Annotated in this window: 16 protein-coding genes; 7 read left to right on the top strand and 9 right to left on the bottom strand. The window is 37.7% G+C overall.

Going from position 1 to position 22,486, the window contains the following annotated elements; genetic code table 11:
* Positions 1 to 7: 7 nt before the first annotated feature.
* The 8 genes from Q4534_RS05885 to Q4534_RS05850 all read right to left on the bottom strand — a co-directional run bounded on the left by Q4534_RS05885 (position 8) and on the right by Q4534_RS05850 (position 11,874).
* Positions 8 to 3,517, bottom strand: coding sequence for a TonB-dependent receptor (locus Q4534_RS05885; protein ID WP_303612238.1), 3,510 nt, complete (start codon positions 3,515 to 3,517; stop codon positions 8 to 10).
* A gap of 136 nt (positions 3,518 to 3,653) precedes the next feature.
* Positions 3,654 to 4,622, bottom strand: a complete 969-nt coding sequence (locus Q4534_RS05880; RefSeq protein WP_303612237.1) for a FecR family protein — start codon at positions 4,620 to 4,622, stop codon at positions 3,654 to 3,656.
* A gap of 159 nt (positions 4,623 to 4,781) precedes the next feature.
* Positions 4,782 to 5,351, bottom strand: a complete 570-nt coding sequence (locus tag Q4534_RS05875) for an RNA polymerase sigma-70 factor (protein WP_303612236.1) — start codon at positions 5,349 to 5,351, stop codon at positions 4,782 to 4,784.
* Positions 5,352 to 5,682: 331 nt separating this feature from the next.
* A complete protein-coding gene (locus Q4534_RS05870) occupies positions 5,683 to 6,567 on the bottom strand; it encodes a glycerophosphodiester phosphodiesterase family protein (RefSeq protein ID WP_303612235.1) in 885 nt (294 codons plus the stop codon).
* 496 nt (positions 6,568 to 7,063) lie between these two features.
* Complete coding sequence (gene uxuA / locus Q4534_RS05865; RefSeq protein ID WP_303612234.1) at positions 7,064 to 8,218, bottom strand: mannonate dehydratase; 1,155 nt, start codon at positions 8,216 to 8,218, stop codon at positions 7,064 to 7,066.
* Between the two features lie 19 nt (positions 8,219 to 8,237).
* Entirely contained in the window at positions 8,238 to 9,659 is a 1,422-nt protein-coding gene (locus tag Q4534_RS05860) for a Gfo/Idh/MocA family protein (RefSeq protein WP_303612233.1), read from the bottom strand.
* Between the two features lie 57 nt (positions 9,660 to 9,716).
* Complete coding sequence (locus Q4534_RS05855; protein WP_303612232.1) at positions 9,717 to 10,589, bottom strand: ThuA domain-containing protein; 873 nt, start codon at positions 10,587 to 10,589, stop codon at positions 9,717 to 9,719.
* Positions 10,590 to 10,626: 37 nt separating this feature from the next.
* The gene (locus tag Q4534_RS05850; RefSeq protein ID WP_303612231.1) at positions 10,627 to 11,874 is read right to left on the bottom strand and encodes a PmoA family protein; all 1,248 of its coding nucleotides are present in this window, start codon (positions 11,872 to 11,874) and stop codon (positions 10,627 to 10,629) included.
* A gap of 367 nt (positions 11,875 to 12,241) precedes the next feature.
* On the opposite strand from Q4534_RS05850, the gene Q4534_RS05845 reads away from it, so the two are divergent.
* Positions 12,242 to 13,267 (top strand): LacI family DNA-binding transcriptional regulator, encoded by a 1,026-nt coding sequence (locus Q4534_RS05845; protein ID WP_303612230.1) that lies wholly within the window; start codon positions 12,242 to 12,244, stop codon positions 13,265 to 13,267.
* A gap of 72 nt (positions 13,268 to 13,339) precedes the next feature.
* Here Q4534_RS05845 and Q4534_RS05840 read toward each other — a convergent pair whose 3' ends face one another.
* Positions 13,340 to 16,132, bottom strand: coding sequence for an alpha/beta hydrolase family protein (locus tag Q4534_RS05840; protein ID WP_368509147.1), 2,793 nt, complete (start codon positions 16,130 to 16,132; stop codon positions 13,340 to 13,342).
* Between the two features lie 408 nt (positions 16,133 to 16,540).
* Here Q4534_RS05840 and Q4534_RS05835 point away from each other — a divergent pair, with 408 nt between their 5' ends.
* From Q4534_RS05835 to Q4534_RS05810, 6 genes are all read left to right on the top strand, one after another.
* Positions 16,541 to 17,014, top strand: coding sequence for an Lrp/AsnC ligand binding domain-containing protein (locus Q4534_RS05835; protein ID WP_014022680.1), 474 nt, complete (start codon positions 16,541 to 16,543; stop codon positions 17,012 to 17,014).
* Between the two features lie 253 nt (positions 17,015 to 17,267).
* Positions 17,268 to 18,713: a Fe-S cluster assembly protein SufB gene (sufB, locus tag Q4534_RS05830; RefSeq protein ID WP_303612229.1), complete on the top strand. Its 1,446-nt coding sequence runs from the start codon at positions 17,268 to 17,270 to the stop codon at positions 18,711 to 18,713.
* A 12-nt stretch (positions 18,714 to 18,725) separates the two neighbouring features.
* Positions 18,726 to 19,487 (top strand): Fe-S cluster assembly ATPase SufC, encoded by a 762-nt coding sequence (gene sufC / locus Q4534_RS05825; RefSeq protein ID WP_014022682.1) that lies wholly within the window; start codon positions 18,726 to 18,728, stop codon positions 19,485 to 19,487.
* Positions 19,488 to 19,512: 25 nt separating this feature from the next.
* A complete protein-coding gene (sufD, locus tag Q4534_RS05820; protein ID WP_303612228.1) occupies positions 19,513 to 20,820 on the top strand; it encodes a Fe-S cluster assembly protein SufD in 1,308 nt (435 codons plus the stop codon).
* Positions 20,795 to 22,051 carry a cysteine desulfurase gene (locus tag Q4534_RS05815; protein WP_303612227.1) on the top strand — a complete coding sequence of 419 codons (1,257 nt, stop codon included), beginning with the start codon at positions 20,795 to 20,797 and terminating at the stop codon, positions 22,049 to 22,051. Before sufD ends, Q4534_RS05815 begins: the two co-directional genes overlap by 26 nt.
* Positions 22,051 to 22,482 carry a SufE family protein gene (locus Q4534_RS05810; protein WP_303612226.1) on the top strand — a complete coding sequence of 144 codons (432 nt, stop codon included), beginning with the start codon at positions 22,051 to 22,053 and terminating at the stop codon, positions 22,480 to 22,482. Before Q4534_RS05815 ends, Q4534_RS05810 begins: the two co-directional genes overlap by 1 nt.
* Positions 22,483 to 22,486 lie beyond the last annotated feature (4 nt).

The following is a 22,486-nucleotide window of genomic DNA, read 5'->3' as shown; positions in this document are numbered from 1 at the left end:
ATTCTCTTTAGAAGTTAACATTTAGACCCAATGAATAAACAGTTGAGAAAGGATAGGTTTTACCATCATTCCAGCCTGATAATCCCACTGATTCAGGATCAAATATTTTAGACATTTTAGAGAAGGTTAAAAGATTTTCTCCTGACACATAAAAGCGAGCGTTGCCGACACCGAGCTTAGAGACAATTGCTGATGGGAGACTGTATCCAATTTGTAAGTTCTTCAGCCTCATATAAGCTGCACTTTGTAAAAACCTTGTTTGCGTTTGGTTATTTTTACCATTATCAAAGACTGGTCTTGGAAAATAGGAATCTAGATTCACGCCTGCCAATCCGGCTTGTACCATTGGAGAATTCTCGTCCCTGTAAAAGTCCATGTGCTCCATAAATCCAGCTGCCTGCCACATATTTTGACCTCCAGTACCCCAAAAGTACGGTCCGTTTGGCATCCAGTCTCTTTTAGCTACACCTTGAATAAAAATTCTGAAATCCCAATTTCTATATTGTCCGGAAAGGTCCAGGCTATATCTGAATCGAGGGGTAGAATTTCCTATTATTTTTCTGTCACCTGAATCACCAAGTGTATTGCTTCCGGCATTGACAGTTCCATCACCATTCAAATCCTTGTACATGATATCACCGGCCATCCAATTGGTACCCATTTGGTTTTGGTTGGTTGTTTCCAAGTGCTGATCCATTTCTGCTTGATCTTTTGCAATCCCAACTGTCTCATAACCCCAAATATTGCCACTCAATTCACCTTCATACCATTGACTGAGGTTGTAGGTATCATTGGGATATTTTGTGACTTTCATTTGATCGTCAGAAAGCACGCCTCTCACAGAATAATTAAAGTCTCCGATATTGTCTCTCCAAGTAGATTCAAATTCAAATCCCCAAGATTTTAAATCAGCATTATTTATAAGCGGAACACCTGTTCCCAAGATTGCAGGCAACTCCTGAGCCGGACCTACCATATCTAAAGTCAAACGGGTGAAGTAATCAAAATTCAGGGTCAGGCGATTGTCAAACATCCCCATATCCAAACCTATATTGTAACTTCTTACCCTTTCCCATGTCATGAACCTACTGATGAGGCCTGGAGCAGTGGCAGTATTTGGCTTTACACCATTCACTAACCAACTTCCGGAATTAACTGAGAAAGGCTGGGTAAGGTAAAAAGGGTACCAGCTTGAAGTGTTCTGGTTGCCCAGTTCTCCATAAGAGCCCCTGATTTTAAACATTTGAATTTTGTCATCCCAAGTCCAAAAGTCTTCTCGCGCTAAATTATAACCTACTGATGCAGAATTGAACAAGTTCCATCTCAAGTCCTGAATAAACCTTGAAGAGCCATCATACCTTGAGTTGAATTCAAAAAGGTATTTTTCTTTGTAGTTATAGTTCAATCTTCCAAAGAAACCGGCGGTAGCCCAGTGATTAAGGGCACCTGCATTTTGGAAATTGTCAGTAGCCGTATTGATAGAAATTACAGTGGGTGTAATTAAACCTGTTCTACTAGCACTGATATTTCTGTATTTATTCAACTCAGAATTGAAACCGGCCATTACTTTAAAATTATGACCTTCTCCAATCTCAAAGCTGTAATCAGAATAGATATTTGTGGTAAAGAAATCCTCTTTCTGGTTAAACTGGCTTACAGCAGTATGCCCTGCTGCATTCCAGAACACAGGTGCAGGATATGCTTCACCGTCTACATCATAAGCAAAGGCAGGTAAAACGTTTGTGTCATTATTGGTGTTAATCAACCTATAATTAATGCTGGCAATGACATTCCAGTTTTCTTTAGGGGTATAGGTCAACTGACCCTGCATATAATAAAAGTCTTTCAAATTATTTACCCTACCTCCTGTTTTCATCTGATTGATTTCAGAAGGATATGAATAATAGCCATTGGGATCTTTTACCGGCACAGTAGGCCATCTTCTGGCAACATTGTGATAAAACAGGTTGTTCAAATGCATGGCTTTTGTGAAATATTCCCTCACAAACCTATTGTTATATAAAAAGGAAAGCTTGTCATTGATCTTAAGGTCAACTTTCGCTGTGATTCCGTACCTGTTAAAGTTATCGTCTGCATGTCGGGTAAGTCCTCCCTGATCCAGATAATTGGCTGAAACATAGTATTTGGCATTTTCACTTCCACCATTCACACTCAAATTATGTTCCTGACTGAAGGTCATGGACTTGTATTGCTCTGCAAACCAATCGGTATTTCCGTTGGAGGCAGAATAATATTGCCAGCGTTCACCATTATTATCCGGTATAGTAGAAGTTTCCAGTGTACCATTTTGGTATTGTACGATGCGGTCTATGGTTTCATCGTCAAATATGGGGCTTCTCCCGGCATGATAAGCAGCTTCATTATAATACAAAGCAAAAGTATGTGAATCCATCATTTCGGGTAAACCTCTAGGCTGACCGAAGCGGAAGTTATTGTTATAATTCACTTTAGCTTTTCCTTCCTTACCACTTTTAGTAGTTACTAAAATCACCCCAAATGCCGCTCTTGAACCATAAACAGAAGCCGCAGCGGCATCTTTTAGCACGGTAATATTTTCAATATCTTGCGGGTTTAGTGCATTCAGATTTCCATCCATTCCATCGATTAGTACCAAAGGGGAAGAAGTAGAGCCCTGACCTATAGTACCGGCGCCTCTAATATTGAAATTCAGAGATTGGTCCAACTCACCACCAAGGCCACCTGTTTGTAAGTTTAATCCCGGGATAACACCTTGAAGCATTTGTCCAACATTTTGTACCGGTCTTTCTGCAATTACAGCTGCATCTATGGTAGTAACTGCTCCTGTCAGGTTAGCCTTTTTCTGCTCCCCAAAACCAACAACTACCACTTCATTCAATGAAGAAATTTCTTCAACAAGCGTTACATTTATAACGCTTTGAGATCCCACCTTAATTTGCTGAGCTTCATAACCTATAAAAGAAAAAACCAATTCAGACCCTTCAGGAACACTGATGGAGTATTTACCATCTAAATCCGTAGCGGTACCTATGGAGGTTCCCGGTATAGATACTGTGACCCCAGGTATTGGGGCACCGGTTTCGTCCACCACCGTGCCTCTAATGTCTATAGCAAATTTTTCGATTTTATTTTTTGCTAAAACCGGTGACAGTTTATTAACCTTTGGCTTCTTTATTACGTATATATTTTCGTTGACCCTTTTAAAGTCAAAAGCCACTAAGGCCGATAACTTTTCAAGTGCCTCTTTCAGGTTTGTGGAAACACTAAGCCTAACTTTGGTTTTGTCTGTCAATACAGATTGGTTGTAAGCAAAAACGAAATCAGTTTGCTTTTCTAACTTGCTCAGTACTTCTACCAACGATTCTCCATTGGCATACAACTGAACTTGGTAATCTTCCAAACTTTGACTGGTAGAGGGCTCTGCCACCAAGGTCTGGATTCCCAACAACATGGGTAAGAAGAGTTTTAAAGTTTGTTTTGTAATACGCACAATTATCCTCAGTAAATAATTTTTCATACTTTTATAAGGTTAAATTAATTAATGTAGGTTTTAGCCGGACTCGGATATTACCTTTTGATTTAATCCCGGAACTGTTGCAGCAGTTCCGGATCTTTTTGGTTTAAAGTTATTAAGCTTACATAGGCAGTCTCGTTTAATTGATGCAACTTTTATAGTTTATAATAATCTTTCTATCATCTACTTTTTCCCATTCAAAATCAACTATGTTTTTTAATCCATAAAGAATAGAGTAAAGGCTTTTATTGGAATAGGTGGAACGAATGGTGCAGGATTCATCTACGTCTCCTTGTATTTCAATTTGAATGTGGTACATGGATCCAATAGTGGTAATTACTTCTTCAAAGGGAACAAAGTCAAAAGACATCTTTTCAGCTTTCCAGGCCAGTTCTTCGTCAATATCAATTTCTTCCACATGAACCTTTTCGTTGAATCGGTTGACGGTGGCTTTTTGGTTCGGGGCTATTAAATTTAAATTTGCTCCTTCAGTAAGATCATTTGTTACACCAACCTTTCCACTTGCAACGACCACTTCAACCAATCCCTCATTGGCTGCATTAATATTAAAGGAAGTTCCTAATACTCGGGTTAAAACCCCATTACTAATCACCTCAAATGGTTTTTTCTTATTTTTAACTACATCAAAAAAGCCTTCTCCTTCCAAGATCACCTCTCTTTTGTTATCGGAAAAGGTCATTGGAAAACGAATGCGGGAATTGGTATTTAAAAAAACTGTAGAACCATCCGGCAAAGTAAAGGTTCCTTTCTGAGTTTGACTGGTTACTTTATCTACCCATTCTTGATCAGTACTACTCCCAAAGCCGGAAGACAATAAAATATAAGTAAGGGAAAAGCCGATCAATAAAACTGCGGCCCATTTAAGAATAGTTAAGGGTTTAATCGAAAGCTGTTTGCCCTTTCTCCTTTCATCAATTCTTTGCTTGACATTGTATTTTAGTGCCAATTCCTCAGCCGGAGAAAGTGGCCAATCTATTTCCCTCTTCTGAATTAGATCTAAAATCTGATTTAATTGATCTATTTCTTCTCTACTAGCCTCCCCTTTGGCCTGCTTCTTTAATAAAGCTATAAATATTTCTTTGTTCATTGATTTCATGCTTGTCAAAATATAAGTAACATGAAACTCGCTTTACACTTAGAAAGTAAAAAATTTATTTAAACAAAAAGATACTTTTAATAATTTATTAATAAAACTAATGACATATTTTTAAATTATAATTTTACAAAATATAGAAATCAAAAAAATTTATCTAAATAAGAGGGTTAAAAATTGAGAAAAACAAAAAAATATTCCGTTCATATTATTTTTAATAAATTTTAAGGCTTTATTTAAATGCGCTTCAACAGTACGGATTGAGATATTCAATTGGCCTGCAATTTCTTTGTTTGACAGTTGTTCTTCTCTACTCAAAATGAAAACTTCCCTACACTTGGCTGGTAATTGGTTGACGATAATCTTTAAATTAGATGCCATCTCTTTTTCCTCCAAAAGTAAGTCTACACCCAAATTATCAGGTAAATGATTAAATAACTCTTCAAAATCAGTCGTTGGTTTCAAATTCCTAATGGCATTCATCGCCTGAAATTTAACCGCTCTAAAAAGATAGCTTTCCAGCTTTACAATTTCATTAGACTTTGCTCTTTCCCATAAATTCACAAATACCTCTTGTACAATATCTTCACAAACAATCTGATCTTCAAAAATTTTGAAGGCATAAACATAAAGCTTCTTCCAATACTTCTCGTAAATAGCATTGAAAGCTTCCTCTTTTCCTTTATAAAGGAGACGACTAAGATCTTTATCGGTTAAGTTCAATTAGCTTTATAGGATAATTTGACCGCTAAATAAAGCTATTTTTTATTTATCAAAAAAATTAAAATTTTTCGAAATAACTAAAATAAAATGATTAAGGAATTTTAAATACCTAATCCTTTATAACGAAAAATATCGCGCTTAACACCTGATTACAAATAAATTAGCTCTAAAATATAATTGACATCTGAAAAAAAACGCGAAAGCAATTTTCTATAATATTTTAATCATTTTGGAATAAGTTTCAGGAAAGTTTAGCCATCTATCATGCTTAAATAGACTCCTCTCCATTGCAACCATTTAATTACGCCCATAGATCAATAAAATCCTTTAATTAAGGTTTCTTGAGAGCACTATAACTTGGCACCACGGGTTTAATCCCAAATTCATCGGCATATTGCATGGCTGTAACTATGTCATTGACTAGGGGAAACGCTATCCCAAGGTCAAACAATTGCTTAAAAACCGCAGGGTCATCTGTCCCAAAATAATTTACACCTATACCTTTTTCATCAAGGCTTTTGGTATACTTTTGAAAATCCTCAGTTACGGGCCCTTTTAATTGAATAAAATTAGCCTTCATTGCAATGGTTCCTTCTACATAGTCTAATCCTCCAGATTGTCTTTCCATATTGCAAATCAAGATTTTGTCTGACACGGACCTGGCCCCTTTTGCAGCATCTGCCTTGACTGCCATTACTGCCTGATGCGATTTGCCCATTTCCAGAATAAGGGCTGCCACCTTTTTACCCAACTCATATCCACCTTTTAGGTGAACATTTAACCAAATATTAGCCGGCATCATCTCTAAAACTTCTTTTAAAACAGGCACCTTTGTACCCGCAAAAGCTTCCCCCTTCCAACTCCCTGCATCCAAACTTCTAATCTCATTTGAATCCATCAATGCTACTTCCCCACTACCGTTGGTAGTCCTGTCCAAGGTACCATCATGCATGATAATAAGGGCAGAATCCTTGCTAAACTGAACATCAAACTCAATCATCTGAGCTCCCGAGGCGATGGATTGTTCAAAGGCAGGAATGGTGTTCTCAGGATGACTTGTCATGGCTCCCCTGTGGGCACAAAAGCCTTTAATTGGCATTTCAATGTTTTGTCCCATGCTCTTGTGAAGCATAAATGGATTGAGCATTAAAGCCAAAATAATGAGGCCTAAAATACTGCAATCAAACTCTACCTTAAAGGAAATTTTACTAATCATTGGGTTTTGGAAGGACATTTTTCTTCAGATGGGTTAATCAATTTTCTTTATTACAATGAAAGAACAAGGTAATTCCCTTTTCCCAAAATTTCAAACGATTATTATACCGAAAGAGCCAAACAATCCTATTGTTAACAAGAACTTAAATATTATTTAACAGGGGTCACCATGCCCTTTAGACAAGTTTGATTCGAAGTTATGAAGTGTAGATTAGCACAGTACCAGAGCAAAAAAACACCAATACTGCCCTAATTCTATTCAACTGATTAATCTACATTTGGTTATTAGGCTGAACCGTAATCTTAAATGCTAATTCGAATTATAATGTTGCAGCACAATGAGTAAGGCAACCACTAGCGGTTTAAGATTTTTGAGGTTGGGAAATTGAATAGATAGGTTGGATCAATCTACCCTAGGGAAGGTTTAAAAATTACAACAAAGTAATTGGTTTTGAAACAAATACTTTAGGAAATAAGAGCTCTTCCTATAACAATTTCTACCTATCCAAACCTATTTCCAATCCCCTGAGTTCGGCCAAACCTTTCAAACGACCAATGGCTGAATATCCCGGATTGGTTTCCTTCTTTAAGTCATCCAATATTTGATGGCCATGGTCAGGCCTATAGAAGATAGGCCTCTCTCGGTTTTTATTTAAGATTATTAGTTGCTCCATAATCGTGGCCATATCTACATCGCCATCTAAGTGTTCCGCTTCATAAAAATCCCCCTTACTGTTTTTTTTAACATTTCTTAAATGGGCGAAATGTACCTTAGCTCCAACCTTAGCCAAAATTTCTGGCAGTACGTTGTGCTTTCCTGCACCAAGAGAACCGGTACAAAAACAAATCCCATTAAAGGATTCGGGGACTTTGTTTATGATATATAATAAGTCCTCCTCATCTGAGGCAATTCTAGGCAAACCTAAAATCGGATATGGTGGATCATCAGGATGAATGGTCATGGTGATTTCTTCCTCTTCACAGGTCTGTTGTATGGATTTCAGGAAATAAACAAGGTTATCCCTTAGTCCTGATTTCCCTATTTGCTCATAGATACTGATGCTTTTCATCAAGTCCTCCTTAGGCATGCTTTTTTCGGTAGGCACTCCCATTAGTACAATATCCGAAAGTTCCTTTTTTCTAGCCTCGCTCATCCCGGTCCATCGACCTTTAGCTGATGCTACTATTTCCTCAGAATAAAATGTAAAAGCATTCTTCCGTTGCAGTATGAAATGATCAAAAGCCGCTAGATCCGACCAATCAAAATATAGGGCTTTGGCACCATTGGGCAACGAGTAAGAGAGGTCTGTCCTAGTCCAATCCAGCACAGGCATAAAATTATAACAAACAAGTTTAAGTCCGGCTTTTGAGAGGTTTTTTAAAGTTTGAATATAATTTTCTATATAATACTCACTCTCATCATTTCTGGTTTTAATGGCTTCATGAACAGGAACAGACTCTACAATAGACCATTTTAATCCTGCCGATTGGATAAGGGCTTTCCTTTTTAAAATATCTTCCAGCGGCCAAACTTCTCCATGGGGTATATAATGCAAGGCAGAAACTACATCTGTAGCTCCTGCCTGCTCTATATCTCTAAGACTTACCGGATCATTGGGGCCAAACCAACGCCAGCTTTGAATTAATGTCATCCTTATTATAATGGTTAAATCATATTACATTATTCGTTCCATAAGGGTATCTCTGTGGACGAGATAGCATTGCATTGGCCTCATCATCGTTTTTAAATTTCTCCTTAACAGGATCCCAGTACAGTTTCCTTGGAAGCTTCATGGCTATATGAGAAACCAAACAAGCACTGCATGACCTATGAGCTACTTCTACAGGGGCGATGGGTTGTTCCCTTGAAACGATGCAGTCAAGCCAGTTTTTATGCTGTTCTTCACTCTCATAAAGATGGATTTCATCCGGACCTATTTCAGAAGTAAGGATTTTTTGGTCGCTCGCTTTAAATGCCTCACTTGCTTTACCGCCTGGTACCGGATCACTGGCTGTCACGCCAACATTTCCCCTGGCAACAAAAATCCATCCTTCAGTACCTTCAAAACGTACACCATTGGGATAATCTCCGCTTACTTCCATGATAACATCATTGTCATACTTGGCCTTAACGTGGAAATCTCCGTGGACAGTCCATAAGCCTTCAGTGGGAAATGAGGCCGTTGCTTCAACTTCAACAGGACCGGAATATTCTTTCCCCATTGCCCAATGTGCAATGTCTAAATGGTGGGCTCCCCAACCTGTAATCATCCCAGCCCCAAACTGCTCACAACGTAACCAACCTGGCCTGGATGTAATGTCATTTTGAGAATGAACCCGATCAAGCGTGTAAGGCACCCAAGGGGTAGAACCTAACCACATTTCATAGTTAAGGTTCTTTGGAATCGGCATCTCGGTTGCTATTCCACCAGCCGGATCACCGGGCAAACCAATAAATATTTTTTTAACCTTTCCAATGCGCCCATTTCGAACCAGTTCACAAGCTCTTTTAAACTGAGGCCATGGGTTTTGGGACCGTTGCTGACTTCCCATCTGAAAAATAGCACCTGTTCTATGAACCGTATCACTAAGCATTCTACCCTCTTCGATGGTTAAAGACGTAGGTTTTTGCAGGTAGACGTCTTTCCCAGCTAGTGCTGCTTCCATTGCCGGCTGTGCATGCCAGTGGTCTGGAGTACTGACAATCACCGCATCCAAATCCTTGCGCTGGATCATTTCCTTGAAATTGTCATATACACTGACGTCAACATATTTGGCTTTGCCGGTCTTTTTCTCGTAAACTCCTTCAATCCACTTTTTGCCTTGTGCGCCACGATTGCTGTCTACATCGGCCACTGCAATTACCCTAGCAATGTCATTCTTTAATGTTTCAGGCAGGTCATGTGTCATGGCAATCCTTCCAAAGCCAATTTGACCGATATTGATCTTATTGCTTGGAGCATTTTTTCCTAATACTGAAGCAGGAACAATGGTTGGAAACCCTGTAACGGCCAAAGAAGCAGCTAAAGCTCCTTTCCCGGTAGATTTTATAAAGTTCCTTCTGGATTCACTGTTATTTTTGAGGTTTTTCATAGAAACATTTTTGTTATCGTTCTATAGACTTATAGTTACTTATTTTATAGTATGTTTTTATTTAAATTGAACCGGACTGTCCCAAGCTTTAGCATAAGCTTTGGTATAGTCCTTCTTGTTTATACGACCGGCCACATAGTTCATCCCTTGGTAGATGTGTTTTAGAAAAACCGGATCTTCATAATCATCTTTATGGTGACCTAAAGCCGTCACCCAAGCAACTCCCCCATCAAAGTCCTGGTGCCAAACCGCAGGGTAATACCTGTGAAAAGAAGCAGTTAATTCTTCAACTCTATCTTTTTGATCCCCATTTAAAGAGGTAAGGTCATGGGCCATCACTACTTTAATTCCAGGATAAAGCTCTTTCATTAGGTAACATTCATCTTCCTTTTCCCATATAGTAGGTAAACCATCCATGGACACATGACTTGGGTCAATTTTGGTGATGGCAAGCTTTTGAAATTTTGGATGCCATACGAACCTTCCACCAATAAGCATTTTAAACCACTCCCAATTTCTTTCTGTACCTACTGCGGAATGAATACCAACAATTCCTCCTCCGGATTGAATGTATCTTCTGAAAGCCAACCTCTGACTATTATCGGTAAAGACTTCATTATTGGTACTAGGGAAGACCATTAAATCTATGGACTTAAGATTTTCTTCTGTAAAATAAGCCGCATCATCGGTCACTGTAACATTAAATTTATACTTCACTGCCAATTTTTCAAGGCTAGCGACCGCAAAAGGAATGTTATCATGAACAAAGCCTTCTCCATTTTTAAAAAAGACCAATACATTTTTATTCTTTAAGTGATTTTTAGGTGGTTTGGCTTCAGCTGAAAAATTGCTAAACAAGACAATAACAGCCATAAAAACGGCCAATTGAATTTGTTTGATTAAAGTTGATTTTCTTGTACGACTTAACATTATGTATGGTTGATTTAGAACGAATAATAATTGGATACTAAAATTTATTTATGGTAATTTTTGAAACCTTAGCAAATTGTCTCCAAGCTTCTTCTGCTTCTTCAGGACTAATTTTCTTCGAAGATACTAAAAACCTGTAATTAAGGTGGTAGGCTTTTCCCGCATCCAGCACCCAATCCTTATTTTTTGTCGGAGCAAAATTGGCATACATATCTCCTCTATCATATATGTCTTCCGGCCAAATCCTTAATGGCTCGGGATGATTGAAATTTGACGGATAGGACATCATGACCACGGCACCATAATCATCTCCTAACTCTCCTTGTACTATACACCATCTTGCCAAGCTACCGTCTGCCGATTTTCTATCTAGACCTTCCGAAGTAATCACTTCACTATTGTATCGATCCCACAATTCAGTTGCCCTCCAACCCAAGCTTCCATATCTGTATTCTTGTAGTACGAGCGAATCATCTGGATTAGTATTCAGCACTATACTAATATCGGCCAAATAATAACCGTCATCCTCTTTTTCTGCAAAGACCCTAACTCCTTGCACCTCAGTAAAAGCGACTTCCGGAACTTCCCTATCCTTCATAACCACATGTTCATGCAAAACCTTATAATCTGCATAAACCGGACCTGAAGTTCTATTGATAAAGTTTGCAAACCTGACCGTGCCTTGTTTATCATTTAAGTTCCAAAAATCAATTGTATCATTTTTATAGCCCACCCTTGTCCAAGGGTTCCACAGCCCATAATGGTGGTAATGATCTGAAGGCTGAATTCTTGTTAACGACAGCCCCTCAGGGGTTCGCATGGGATGCACAAACCCGCTTCGAGCATAAGCAAGTGCGACTCCCTCGGGAGGCATGGCCAAGCCTTGGTTGTATTGCCACAAATCCAATCCGGCTTTTTTGATAACCAGGGCTTTTTCACTTTGATCCAGTGATAAAAAATGGTCAGCTTCGCTTTTAGAATGGCTCTTTCGGAGTTCATAGGTATAACTGGTTTTGCCTTCCTTAGGCTTGACCAGCCAAGTTAACTTCCTGCCATTTAAATTGTCTAGCTGATAAGGTATTTCATTTGCCTGGCCCTCACTTATATATACCAATGTTAAAAGTGAATCCGGCAGGTCGGTAATGGAATTTAAATCTATGGATACAGGATAAGCAAATTTGGAAGGCTCCACATCATCCAGTGATATCTTTGCAATGCTTTGTCCTACCCCGACCAGAGGAAGCAAAGATGCTATCAAAGAACAGAGGATTTGATTCAATTTCATATTGTAGTTTTATTGGGATATTGCTTTAAACGTCTCTTTCCGTAAACATATCAATATATTTAATTCAATACAACCGATTTCATAAATTATTTTATCTGTTTTGATGAAGAAAAACCATTGAAAAAGTAATTTATTAGGCACAACATCTATTGACACAGGAAATAATAGGAAGAATAATGGTTTATCCGGCAACAAAATGATAGATATAATTTTATTTTTATACTTATTTTAAAATTTTACCTTTATTTAAAAGATGAAAATCATACCACATAAATAGTACACATATACCTTCAACAATTGAAATCGGTTGCATTATTCTATTTTTTTAAGTAGTATTATGATTAATTACCGCCAAGTAACCTAATAAATGGATAAAGAAGTAACGATTTACGACATTGCCAAAGTAGTTGGATTGTCCCCTACTACGGTGAGTAGGGCCCTTAGTAACCACCCAAGAGTCAAAGAAAACACGAAGGAAAAAATTCTGACTGCCGCAAAAAAAATGGGTTATCAATCCAATATTTTCGCATCCAGTCTCCGTAAAAAAAGGTCCAAAAGTATAGGCGTTATCATTCCAAAATTAAACAGTCCCTTCCAATCTTCTGTAATGGCAGGAATGGAAGAAATTGCAACCCAAGCCGGCTACAACTTGGTCATCAGCCAATCCACCGAATCTTTGGAAAAGGAAATTTCTAACGCCACAACTATGTTTAACAGTAGAGTTGATGGCCTATTGGTGTCAAAAGCAGGCACTACTGACGATATCGAACATTTCTCTCCTTTTTTTAAAAAACATATTCCGGTTTTATTCTTTGATAGGGTCCCGGAAAACAACAATTGTACCGGTGTGGTAATCAACAATACTCAAGCCATTTATGATGCTACCAGTCATTTAATCAAAGTAGGATGTAAGCGAATTGTTCATGTTTTAGGTAATCTTAAAATAAATGTTTATGCCGACCGGTTAAAAGGATATAAATACGCCCTTTTAGATCATGGTATTGTCTTTGAAGAAAAAAATGTGATTAACAATGATTTGGGGGAAGAGTCAGGCGAGAGGATTGTAGAACAAATTCTTAAACTTGACCCAAAACCGGACGGCCTTCTCGTGTCAAATGACACTTGTGCTGCCAGTTGTCTGATGGCTTTGAAGAGAAGAAATATTAAAGTACCTGAGGATATCGCGATTGTGGGTTTTAACAATGACCTAATTTCTAGAATGGTTGAACCAAACCTTAGCACAATAAACTATCCAAGCTACCATATGGGAGAAGTAGCCATGAAAAACTTAATCAACCACCTAGATGATGAGCACCACGAAATTCTCCAAAAAACCAACACCATTACCCTTAGGCATGAATTAATTGTTCGTGACTCATCAAAAAGACAATAGCTGTTTTGCCATCCTCTTTGCAAAAATGCACTTTAATTTAAATAGAATAACTATTGAGATTAAGTCCCGGAACTAATCGTTCTCACTTAATTCATATTTTAAAGTCTTTCCTTTTTCTATGGCCGGAATTCCTTCTGTCATCCATAATGGAGCCTTTGCTCCTTTTAAGTAATGGTCAAAAAACTGAGACAAGCGAATGCTCAAGTCTTTTTTATTTTTTCTTTCTTTTAGGTTATGGTCCTCTCCATTGTAAACCAACAACCAAGAAGGGACATTATTCCTTTTTAAAGCCATGAAAAACTCTATCCCTTGGTACCAAGGCACAGCACCATCTTGGTCATTGTGCATGATTAGCGTTGGGGTCTCTACTCGATCTGTAAAAAACAATGGAGAATTTTCAATATAATGCGATGGCTTTTCCCAAAGCGTCCCTCCTATTCTGGACTGTGTTTGTTCGTATTGAAACATCCGACTCATCCCTGAACCCCAGCGAATTCCTCCATAGGCAGAAGTCATATTAACTACAGGGGCTCCTGCTCCTGCTGCTTTAAACATATTGGTCTGGGTAATAATATAAGCCACTTGGTAACCTCCCCAGCTTTGTCCTTGTATCCCTATATTTTCTTTGTCAACAAAACCTTTAGCTATCATAGCCTGTACTCCAGGAACAATACAGTCAAAAGCACTGGGGCCCGGCAGACCAACTTTGTACTTAATATCCGGCACGAAAACCAAATAGTCATTGCTTACAAAATAGGGGATATTGATAATGGAAGCTGATGGTACCGGAGAGTAATAATGGTGCAAGGCATCTGACCTTCTCTCGTAAAAATAAACCATCATTGGGTATTTCTTTTGAGGATCAAAATTCTCAGGCTTAAAAAGTAGGCCTTTCATCGGATCCCCATCATTGGATAGAAAATCTACCAATTCCACTTCCCCCCATTTAATCCTACTTTGCTGTGGATTGATTTCACTTAATTGTTGCTGCTTCCGGAAGGTAGCATTAGTATAGAATACATTCGGACTGTCTTTAAAAGTAGACTTTTGATATATATAATGACTATTGTCTTCCGAAACTTTCAAGCCACTGTAATTGGCTTTCCCAAAAACCAATTCCTCGGGTTGTTTATTTCCCTCCCAATCTCCTAGGAAATAGCCACTACTTTTAGTTTCTTGGTCAAAACCACTCAGCACCATTTCTTTATTTACCTCATAATGGTCCTGTTCAGTATCTAAATTCACCAATCGATAAGTCATGTGATCATTTTCAGATTCACCCTTGGTTATATTTTTCGCTTTATGTGTTTGCAAGGGGTTTACTTTCCATATATGATATTGGCCGTAAACGAGAAAATACTGATCATCTGTAGTCCAGCCTGCATTTCCATAGCTTCCGGGTAAGGAAGGACTATCGTGTAGTTGATTGTAAAAAAAATCTTCAATCTCCGCTGTAAGTTCAATTTCAACCTTACTTTTTAAATCTATGGCTTTCCAGGAGCTGTCGGGAGCATTGTACCAATACACATATTTCCCTGCAGGCGAAATCCTTGGCCTACCAATCAAATTTTCTTTTAATAATTCCACCTCACCGGTATTTAAATTGACCCTACTAAGGTCTTCCCCGGATTGGATATCCCAACTGTAATTCCTTCTGTAAGGGCTGTTGTCACGTTTGATCACCCAGTCCCCTTTTTTAAATCGATTGAAATGCACTTGATTACTATTGGATTCACCCAAATCAATGATCTCATCAGTAGCGATATGGTATATGGCCAAGTTGCTTTCTTTTTCTTTATTTTTTAGGTTTTTAATTTGCATGGGCTGAATCTCCTTGTCTTGCCAGCCCCAAATATCAACTTCCACCCTTTCTTCCTCCAAAATAGTCGTGTCTTTTAAATATGGGTAATCTTTGGGCATTGGCTGCCATCCAAAAAACAAAAACTTACCGGAACCTGAAAATGCAGGGGAAAAATGTTTACTTATATTATGTTCAGGAACCTTAGGCACTTCCTTTAAAACCCTAAGTTCATCCTTGACATCCAGTAGCAACAATTGATAAGATTTCAACTCTTCCTCAGGAGCTGTTTGGCTAGCCAAAATGGCAAATTGATTCCCTTCTGAAGAAAAGACCGGAAACTTATATGAAGTCAAATTATCAATGGGCATTATCGATTGGCCGGACTCCAAGTGAAGGATAGTGAGGGATATTGAAGCGGCTATTGTATCAAGTTCTTTTTTAACCAGATACATGCGCTCCCCATTATCAGAAAAACCATAATCCAATACTTTGGTAAAGCTATAGGTCCTATCAGTGCCAAATTCCTGAACTTTTAAATCAAATGTCTTCTCCTCTTTTGATTCAGGCTTGTGTGCACTTGAATCAAGGGCTGCCATCATGGATTGGTGGTAAGCAAACCATCTTTTTTCTTTCTTAGGTAATTTAAAACCGATGATATCAGGAATTTTTGTTTTTTCTCCACTTTTCAATTCAAGGAGCAATAAACTATCCTTTGGAAAATCTTCTTTCTTTACCTTATCAAGCTTCAATTTGCGAATGCTATCTTTTTCCGGTTGAATCAAACCAATCATCCAATCACTATCTGAAGAAAAAACAGCATGGCTTAGTCTAGGAAAAGATGCTTTCTTCTTCTTAGAACTACCTTCAATCAGTTCAAGCCTTCCGTCTCCGTCTTGTAAGGAAATCTCTAATGAGACCCACTTTCCATCATTTGATATTTGCTTACTTTTTATGGTTTCCCAAGCATCATAGTCCTGATGGCCTAATGAGCGTTTATTTTCTTGAGCGTCTACATTTTGGAATAAAAAAAAGAAAAGTAGGATAAAGGATAATCTCAATTTCAAAATAATTTAATGGTTTTACAATTTGGAACCAAGATAAGCTTTTCCTTATTTCTTTCAATAAGAACAGTGAATTTTCAGACAAAACTCCATTCATCCTTACTTTGATGAAGAAAATGGTCTTGCTTAAAAATTAAGCCATTGGAAAAACAATGAATCTACCATTACACTAGAATTTTCTAAAAAAATTAGTCATTTGTAGTTATTTAAAACTTAAATAGTAGTAATTTATTTGGCAATCAAAGTCGGTTAAGGTTTTATCAAGCAGTTTTAATTGGCAAAAAACAGCCATCTTTTATTTGAAAAACTGAAATTCTTATTCTTGAAATCAAAAATAGTTAATAAATTCTTTGACAATTTAATAATTTAAGCTGATCTTTATTTTGGAATTAACAATTAACTTGATAAAAAATGGATAAAATTTTAGATATTGACAATGTAGACCTGAAAATAATTTCACTACTCAACAAAGATGCTAAAACCCCCTATACCGAAATTGCTAAAAAGGTTTTCGTTTCTTCCGGTACTGTTCATGTAAGGATGAGAAAGTTGGAAGACCTTGGTGTTGTAAAGAGTGCAACTTTGAACATTGACTATTCTAAATTAGGTTACGATATATCGGCATTTCTAGGGATTTATTTGGAAAAAAGTTCCTTATACGATACGGTTATTGAAAAACTAAAGGACATTTCTGAAGTCATCAATGCTTATTATACTACCGGTAATTACAGCATCTTCGCCAAAATAATTTGTAAAGACACCAATCATCTAAGAGATGTCCTTAATAAAATTCAGTTAGTGGAAGGGATTGACAGGACAGAAACTCTAATTGTTCTTGAAGAAAGTATCAACAGACCAATCCACTTAATTACCGACAAAAAATAGGCATAAATTAATTATTAAGATTAAATCTAAATAAAAAATTTATTTAGATTTTCATATATTGTATATGGTTTTTTCAATATTTACTATTGGATACTATAGTATTTTTTTAAACAATAACCTTCTGATATTCAGGTTTTTATATTCATAAATAAAAGTATTTTTATATTATTTGGCCACTTTTAGAACAATAAAAAATAGATTAATGTTGTATATTTGTGGTTCAAAATATAATTAGTCTAAATAACTCTTTTTTATGAGCAAGGACAATGAAATCTTAGAAGAATTAACATCCAAAGAATATGAGCATGGCTGGTCGGTTGATTATGAAACTGATGAGGCTCCTATTGGCTTAAATGAAAACATCATTCGATGGATTTCTTCAAAAAAAGAAGAGCCTAAATGGCTCTTAGATTGGCGCCTTAAAGCTTTTGAACAGTGGAGTAAGATGGAAGAGCCTACTTGGGCAAATGTTCAATATCCTAAAGTAGACCTTCAATCTTTGAGGTTTTATTCAGCTCCAAAACAAAAAAGCAAGCCAAAAAGTATCAGTGATGTTGATCCTGAACTTTTGAAAATATATGAAAGACTTGGTATTTCACTAAACGAACAAAAAAGACTTCAAGGAGTAGCAGTTGATGTGGTATTGGATTCAGTATCAGTTGGAACTACTTTTAAGGAGACACTTTCAAAACTTGGAGTAATCTTTTGTTCCTTCAGTGAGGCAGTGAAAGAACATCCTGAATTGGTCAAAAAGTACCTTGGATCTGTTGTTCCTGCTACTGACAATTACTATGCTGCCCTTAATGCAGCTGTATTTTCAGATGGTTCATTTTGTTATATACCCAAAGGTGTGCGTTGCCCAATGGAGCTGTCCACCTATTTCAGAATTAATGCAGCCAATACCGGTCAATTTGAGAGAACACTAATTGTTGCAGAAGATCAGTCTTACGTTTCTTATTTGGAGGGTTGCACTGCACCTCAAAGAGACGAGAATCAACTTCATGCTGCGGTTGTAGAAATCTATGCTGCGGAAAATGCAGAGGTTAAATACTCAACTGTTCAAAACTGGTATCCAGGAGATAAAAATGGCAAAGGTGGCATCTATAACTTTGTTACCAAAAGAGGCATATGTGCCGGTGACAACTCAAAAATTTCATGGACTCAGGTAGAAACAGGTTCTGCAGTTACTTGGAAATACCCATCCTGTATACTTAAAGGAAACAACTCAATAGGAGAATTTTATTCTGTTGCGGTTACAAATAACTTCCAACAAGCAGATACAGGTACAAAAATGATTCATATAGGAAAAAATACTCGTTCCAGGATCGTATCTAAAGGGATTTCTGCAGGCAAATCACAAAATTCTTATAGAGGTCAGGTACAAGTCATGAAGCGTGCCAGCAACGCACGAAATTTCTCTCAATGTGATTCACTATTGATGGGAGATAAATGTGGCGCACATACTTTCCCTTATATAGACATCCAAAATTCTTCTGCCAAGGTAGAGCACGAAGCCACTACTTCAAAAATTGGAGAAGATCAAATCTTCTATTGTAACCAAAGAGGAATAAGCTCTGAAGATGCTGTAGCATTAATTGTTAACGGTTATGCAAAGGAAGTACTCAATCAACTTCCAATGGAATTTGCCGTAGAGGCCCAAAAATTATTGGCCCTTACTTTAGAAGGAAGCGTAGGTTAAAAAATTAGAAAAATGTTATCAATAAAAAATTTACATGCTGCAATTGAAGGCAGCCCGATACTGAATGGTATAAACCTTGAGATCAAACCTGGTGAAGTACATGCCATCATGGGACCAAATGGTTCAGGAAAATCCACTTTAGCTTCAGTTTTGGCGGGACGTGAGGAATATGAAGTCACTGAAGGATCTGTAACCTTTAAGGGTAAGGACATATTGGAACTAAGCCCTGAAGATAGAGCTAGGGAAGGTGTGTTTTTGGCATTTCAGTACCCTGTTGAAATTCCGGGAGTAAGCTCTACAAATTTCCTTAGAACGGCTGTAAACCAAGTAAGAGAGTACAGAGGTGAAAGCCCTTTGGATGCAGTAAAATTCCTTTCATTAATGAAAGAGAAGATGAAATTGGTCGAAATTGATCAGAAATTATTGAGCAGGGCTTTGAATGAAGGGTTTTCCGGTGGAGAGAAGAAAAAGAATGAAATTTTTCAGATGGCCATGTTGGAACCTTCCCTTTCTATTCTGGATGAAACTGATTCCGGTTTGGATATTGATGCACTTAAAGTGGTAGCCAATGGAGTCAATCAGCTAAAATCAAAAGACAATGCAACAATAGTTGTTACTCATTATCAGCGTTTGTTGGATTATATTGTACCGGATTATGTTCATGTATTGTACAAAGGTAAAATTGTGAAATCCGGAACTAAAGAATTGGCCTTAGAACTTGAAGCCAAAGGTTACGACTGGATCAAAGATGAATTATCAGGAGCAACGGTTTAGTTTTAATCCAAGATTATAATTTCTAATGACATTATCAACAAAGAAAGATCATAAACTGGTAGAATTATTCCTTTCTAAGCAGGCGGATTTAAACGATTCAAACCCTTTCAAGGATTTGAAAACTGTTGCAAAATCATCGCTTAATGATACCGGTTTTCCTACTTTGAAAGAAGAGGAATATAAATATACAAATATCACCAAGCGGGTCATTGACAAGGTAGAAAATTATTCTTCTCCCCAATCAATTGATAATCTTGCTGAAATAATCAAAAACAATCAATTGATTAACTCACTTGACGGGTATACCCTTGTCAGGAACAATGGTCTATTTGACCCTGAATTATCTAATATTAAAGATGCGGCATTTTCTGTAAAGCCCTTTTCTGAGTTGGATAAGTCACAAGCTAGTGAAATAGGATCCATCGAAACGGTTGATAAAGATGCTTTCACCGCATTAAACTCCATTTGCTTTGAATCAGGAATCAGAGTTGACATTCCTGAAGGATTAATTATAGAGCAACCCATCGTATTGGTGGACTTTGTTAATACAGACGCTACAGGCCAATGTGTTCAACCAAGAACCTTTTACCATGCAGGCAAAAATAGTCAGGCTACAGTCATAGAGATAACCGTTTACTTGAATGAGTCCACAGTTTTTCTCAACGAAGTGGCTGAATGGAATGTGGAAGACAATGCGCATATCAGACATTATAAGCTTCAAGACGGTCATAAATCTGAACTTGGAGTAAGCAATACAGGGACAGAAATCGCTAGGGATGCCACCTTCACTTCCGTGTTGTTGAGTTTAAGTGGAGAAATGCTAAGAAATAACCTTAGTCTCAATATCAACGCAAGCAATTGTGTGGGCAATATGTACGGGCTTTACCTACTGAATGGAAAGACACATGTTGACAACCATACCAATGTGGACCACAAAATGCCTCATTCAGAATCGAATGAACTATATAAAGGTATTTTAACGGACCAGTCCAGAGGTGTATTTAACGGAAAGATTTTTGTAAGGCAAGATGCCCAGAAAACAAATGCTTTTCAGCAAAACAACAATATATTGTTGTCAGAGGATGCGATTTTAAATACCAAGCCGCAACTTGAGATTTGGGCAGATGATGTGAAATGCTCACATGGCTGTACTACAGGTCAACTGGATGAAGAGGCACTCTTTTATCTCAGAGCAAGGGGTATTGGCAAAAAAAGCGCAAAATCATTGTTGCTTTATGCCTTTGCAGGAGAGGTTCTGAACCATATCACCAATGAATCCTTTAAAAATTACTGTGAAAAAATAGTACATGAACGACTTGGAGGCAGCAATTAAAAATAACTCAGGAATAATAGTTGAAGATAAGATCAGGGAATATTTCCCAATACTTCACCAAGAAGTAAACGGAAGGCCTTTGGCTTATTTTGACAATGCTGCAACCACGCAAAAGCCCACTCAAGTGATTGAAGCTTTGCGAAAATACTATGAATTAGACAATTCAAATATTCACAGGGGAGCACATACTTTGGCTTCCAGGTCCACAGACTACTTTGAAAACACGCGACATCTAGTCAGGGAGTTTATCAATGCCCCGTCATCAGAAGAAGTAATAATTACCAAGGGAACAACAGAAAGTATCAATTTGGTAGCAAGTACTTTTGGTAGGGCTTTTATTAAAAAGGGAGATGAAATTATCATTTCCACCTTGGAGCACCACTCCAATATAGTGCCTTGGCAAATCTTATGTGAAGAAAAAGGAGCGATTTTAAAAATAATCCCAATTCATGACAATGGTGAGTTGGACATGGAAGCCTATCGGCAATTGCTTTCTGAGAAGACTAAGCTAGTGGCCGTTGTCCATGCATCCAATGCTTTGGGTACGATCAATCCCATCAAAGACATGATCCGACAAGCCCATGCTGTTGGGGCGAAATTCCTTATGGATGCTGCTCAAAGTACAGCTCATTTGGATATAGACGTTCAGGATTTGGATTGTGATTTTTTCGCTTTCTCTGCACACAAGGTCTATGGCCCTACCGGGGTAGGTTTTTTGTTTGGAAAGCGAGCGCTTTTGGAAGCAATGCCCCCTTATCAAGGAGGAGGAGAAATGATCAAGGAGGTCAGCTTTGAAAAAACAACCTTTAATGATCTGCCGTATAAATTTGAAGCCGGGACACCCAATATTGGAGATGTAATTGCATTTGGTGAAGCCATCAAATTTGTCAACAAATTGGGGAAAGAGGCCATTAGAGATCATGAAAATCTGCTATTAAAGCATGCCGTTGAAAGAAGCAGTGAAATTAAAGGGTTTATTCCCATAGGAACAGCCAAAGAAAAAGTTAGTGTATTAAGCTTTGGAATCAATAATATTCATCCATTTGATGTAGGCTTAATGTTGGATGCTTCGGGCATAGCGGTGAGAACCGGCCACCATTGCACCCAGCCACTTATGGATAGGTTACAAGTAGAGGGAACTGTCAGGGCTTCTTTTGCTGTTTACAATACCATAGAAGAAATTGACAGGCTAATTGAGAGCTTGAAAAGAATCTCAAAAAGGAAAAATTAATGTCAGAAATAAACCGTATTCAGGAAGAAATAATTGGTGAATTTGAAATTCTTGGTGATGACAAGGAATCCACTATTTATTATATCATGGAACTTGGAGACCAATTGCCTGAATTTCCTGAAAAAGATAAAGTCGAGGACAATATCATCAAAGGTTGCCAATCAAAGGTTTGGTTAACAAGTAGTTTAGAAGAGGGGAAGGTTCATTTTCAGGCTGACTCCAATACCGATATCACCAAAGGGTTAATCAGTCTTTTAATTAGGGTACTTTCCGGGCAACCGGCTGATGAGATAATCAATGCAGACCTTTACTTTATAGAAAAGATCGGCATGGGTAATATCATCGGTTCACAGCGTTCCAATGGTCTTACTGCAATGATCAAACAAATGAAATTATTTGCAATAGCTTACAAAGCCAAAATTAACGCATAAACCA

The organism is Cyclobacterium sp. 1_MG-2023 (assembly GCF_030546805.1).
Lineage (GTDB): Bacteria > Bacteroidota > Bacteroidia > Cytophagales > Cyclobacteriaceae > Cyclobacterium.
Note: the sequence above shows the minus strand (reverse complement) of the source record. Positions and strands in the feature narration are given on the sequence as shown.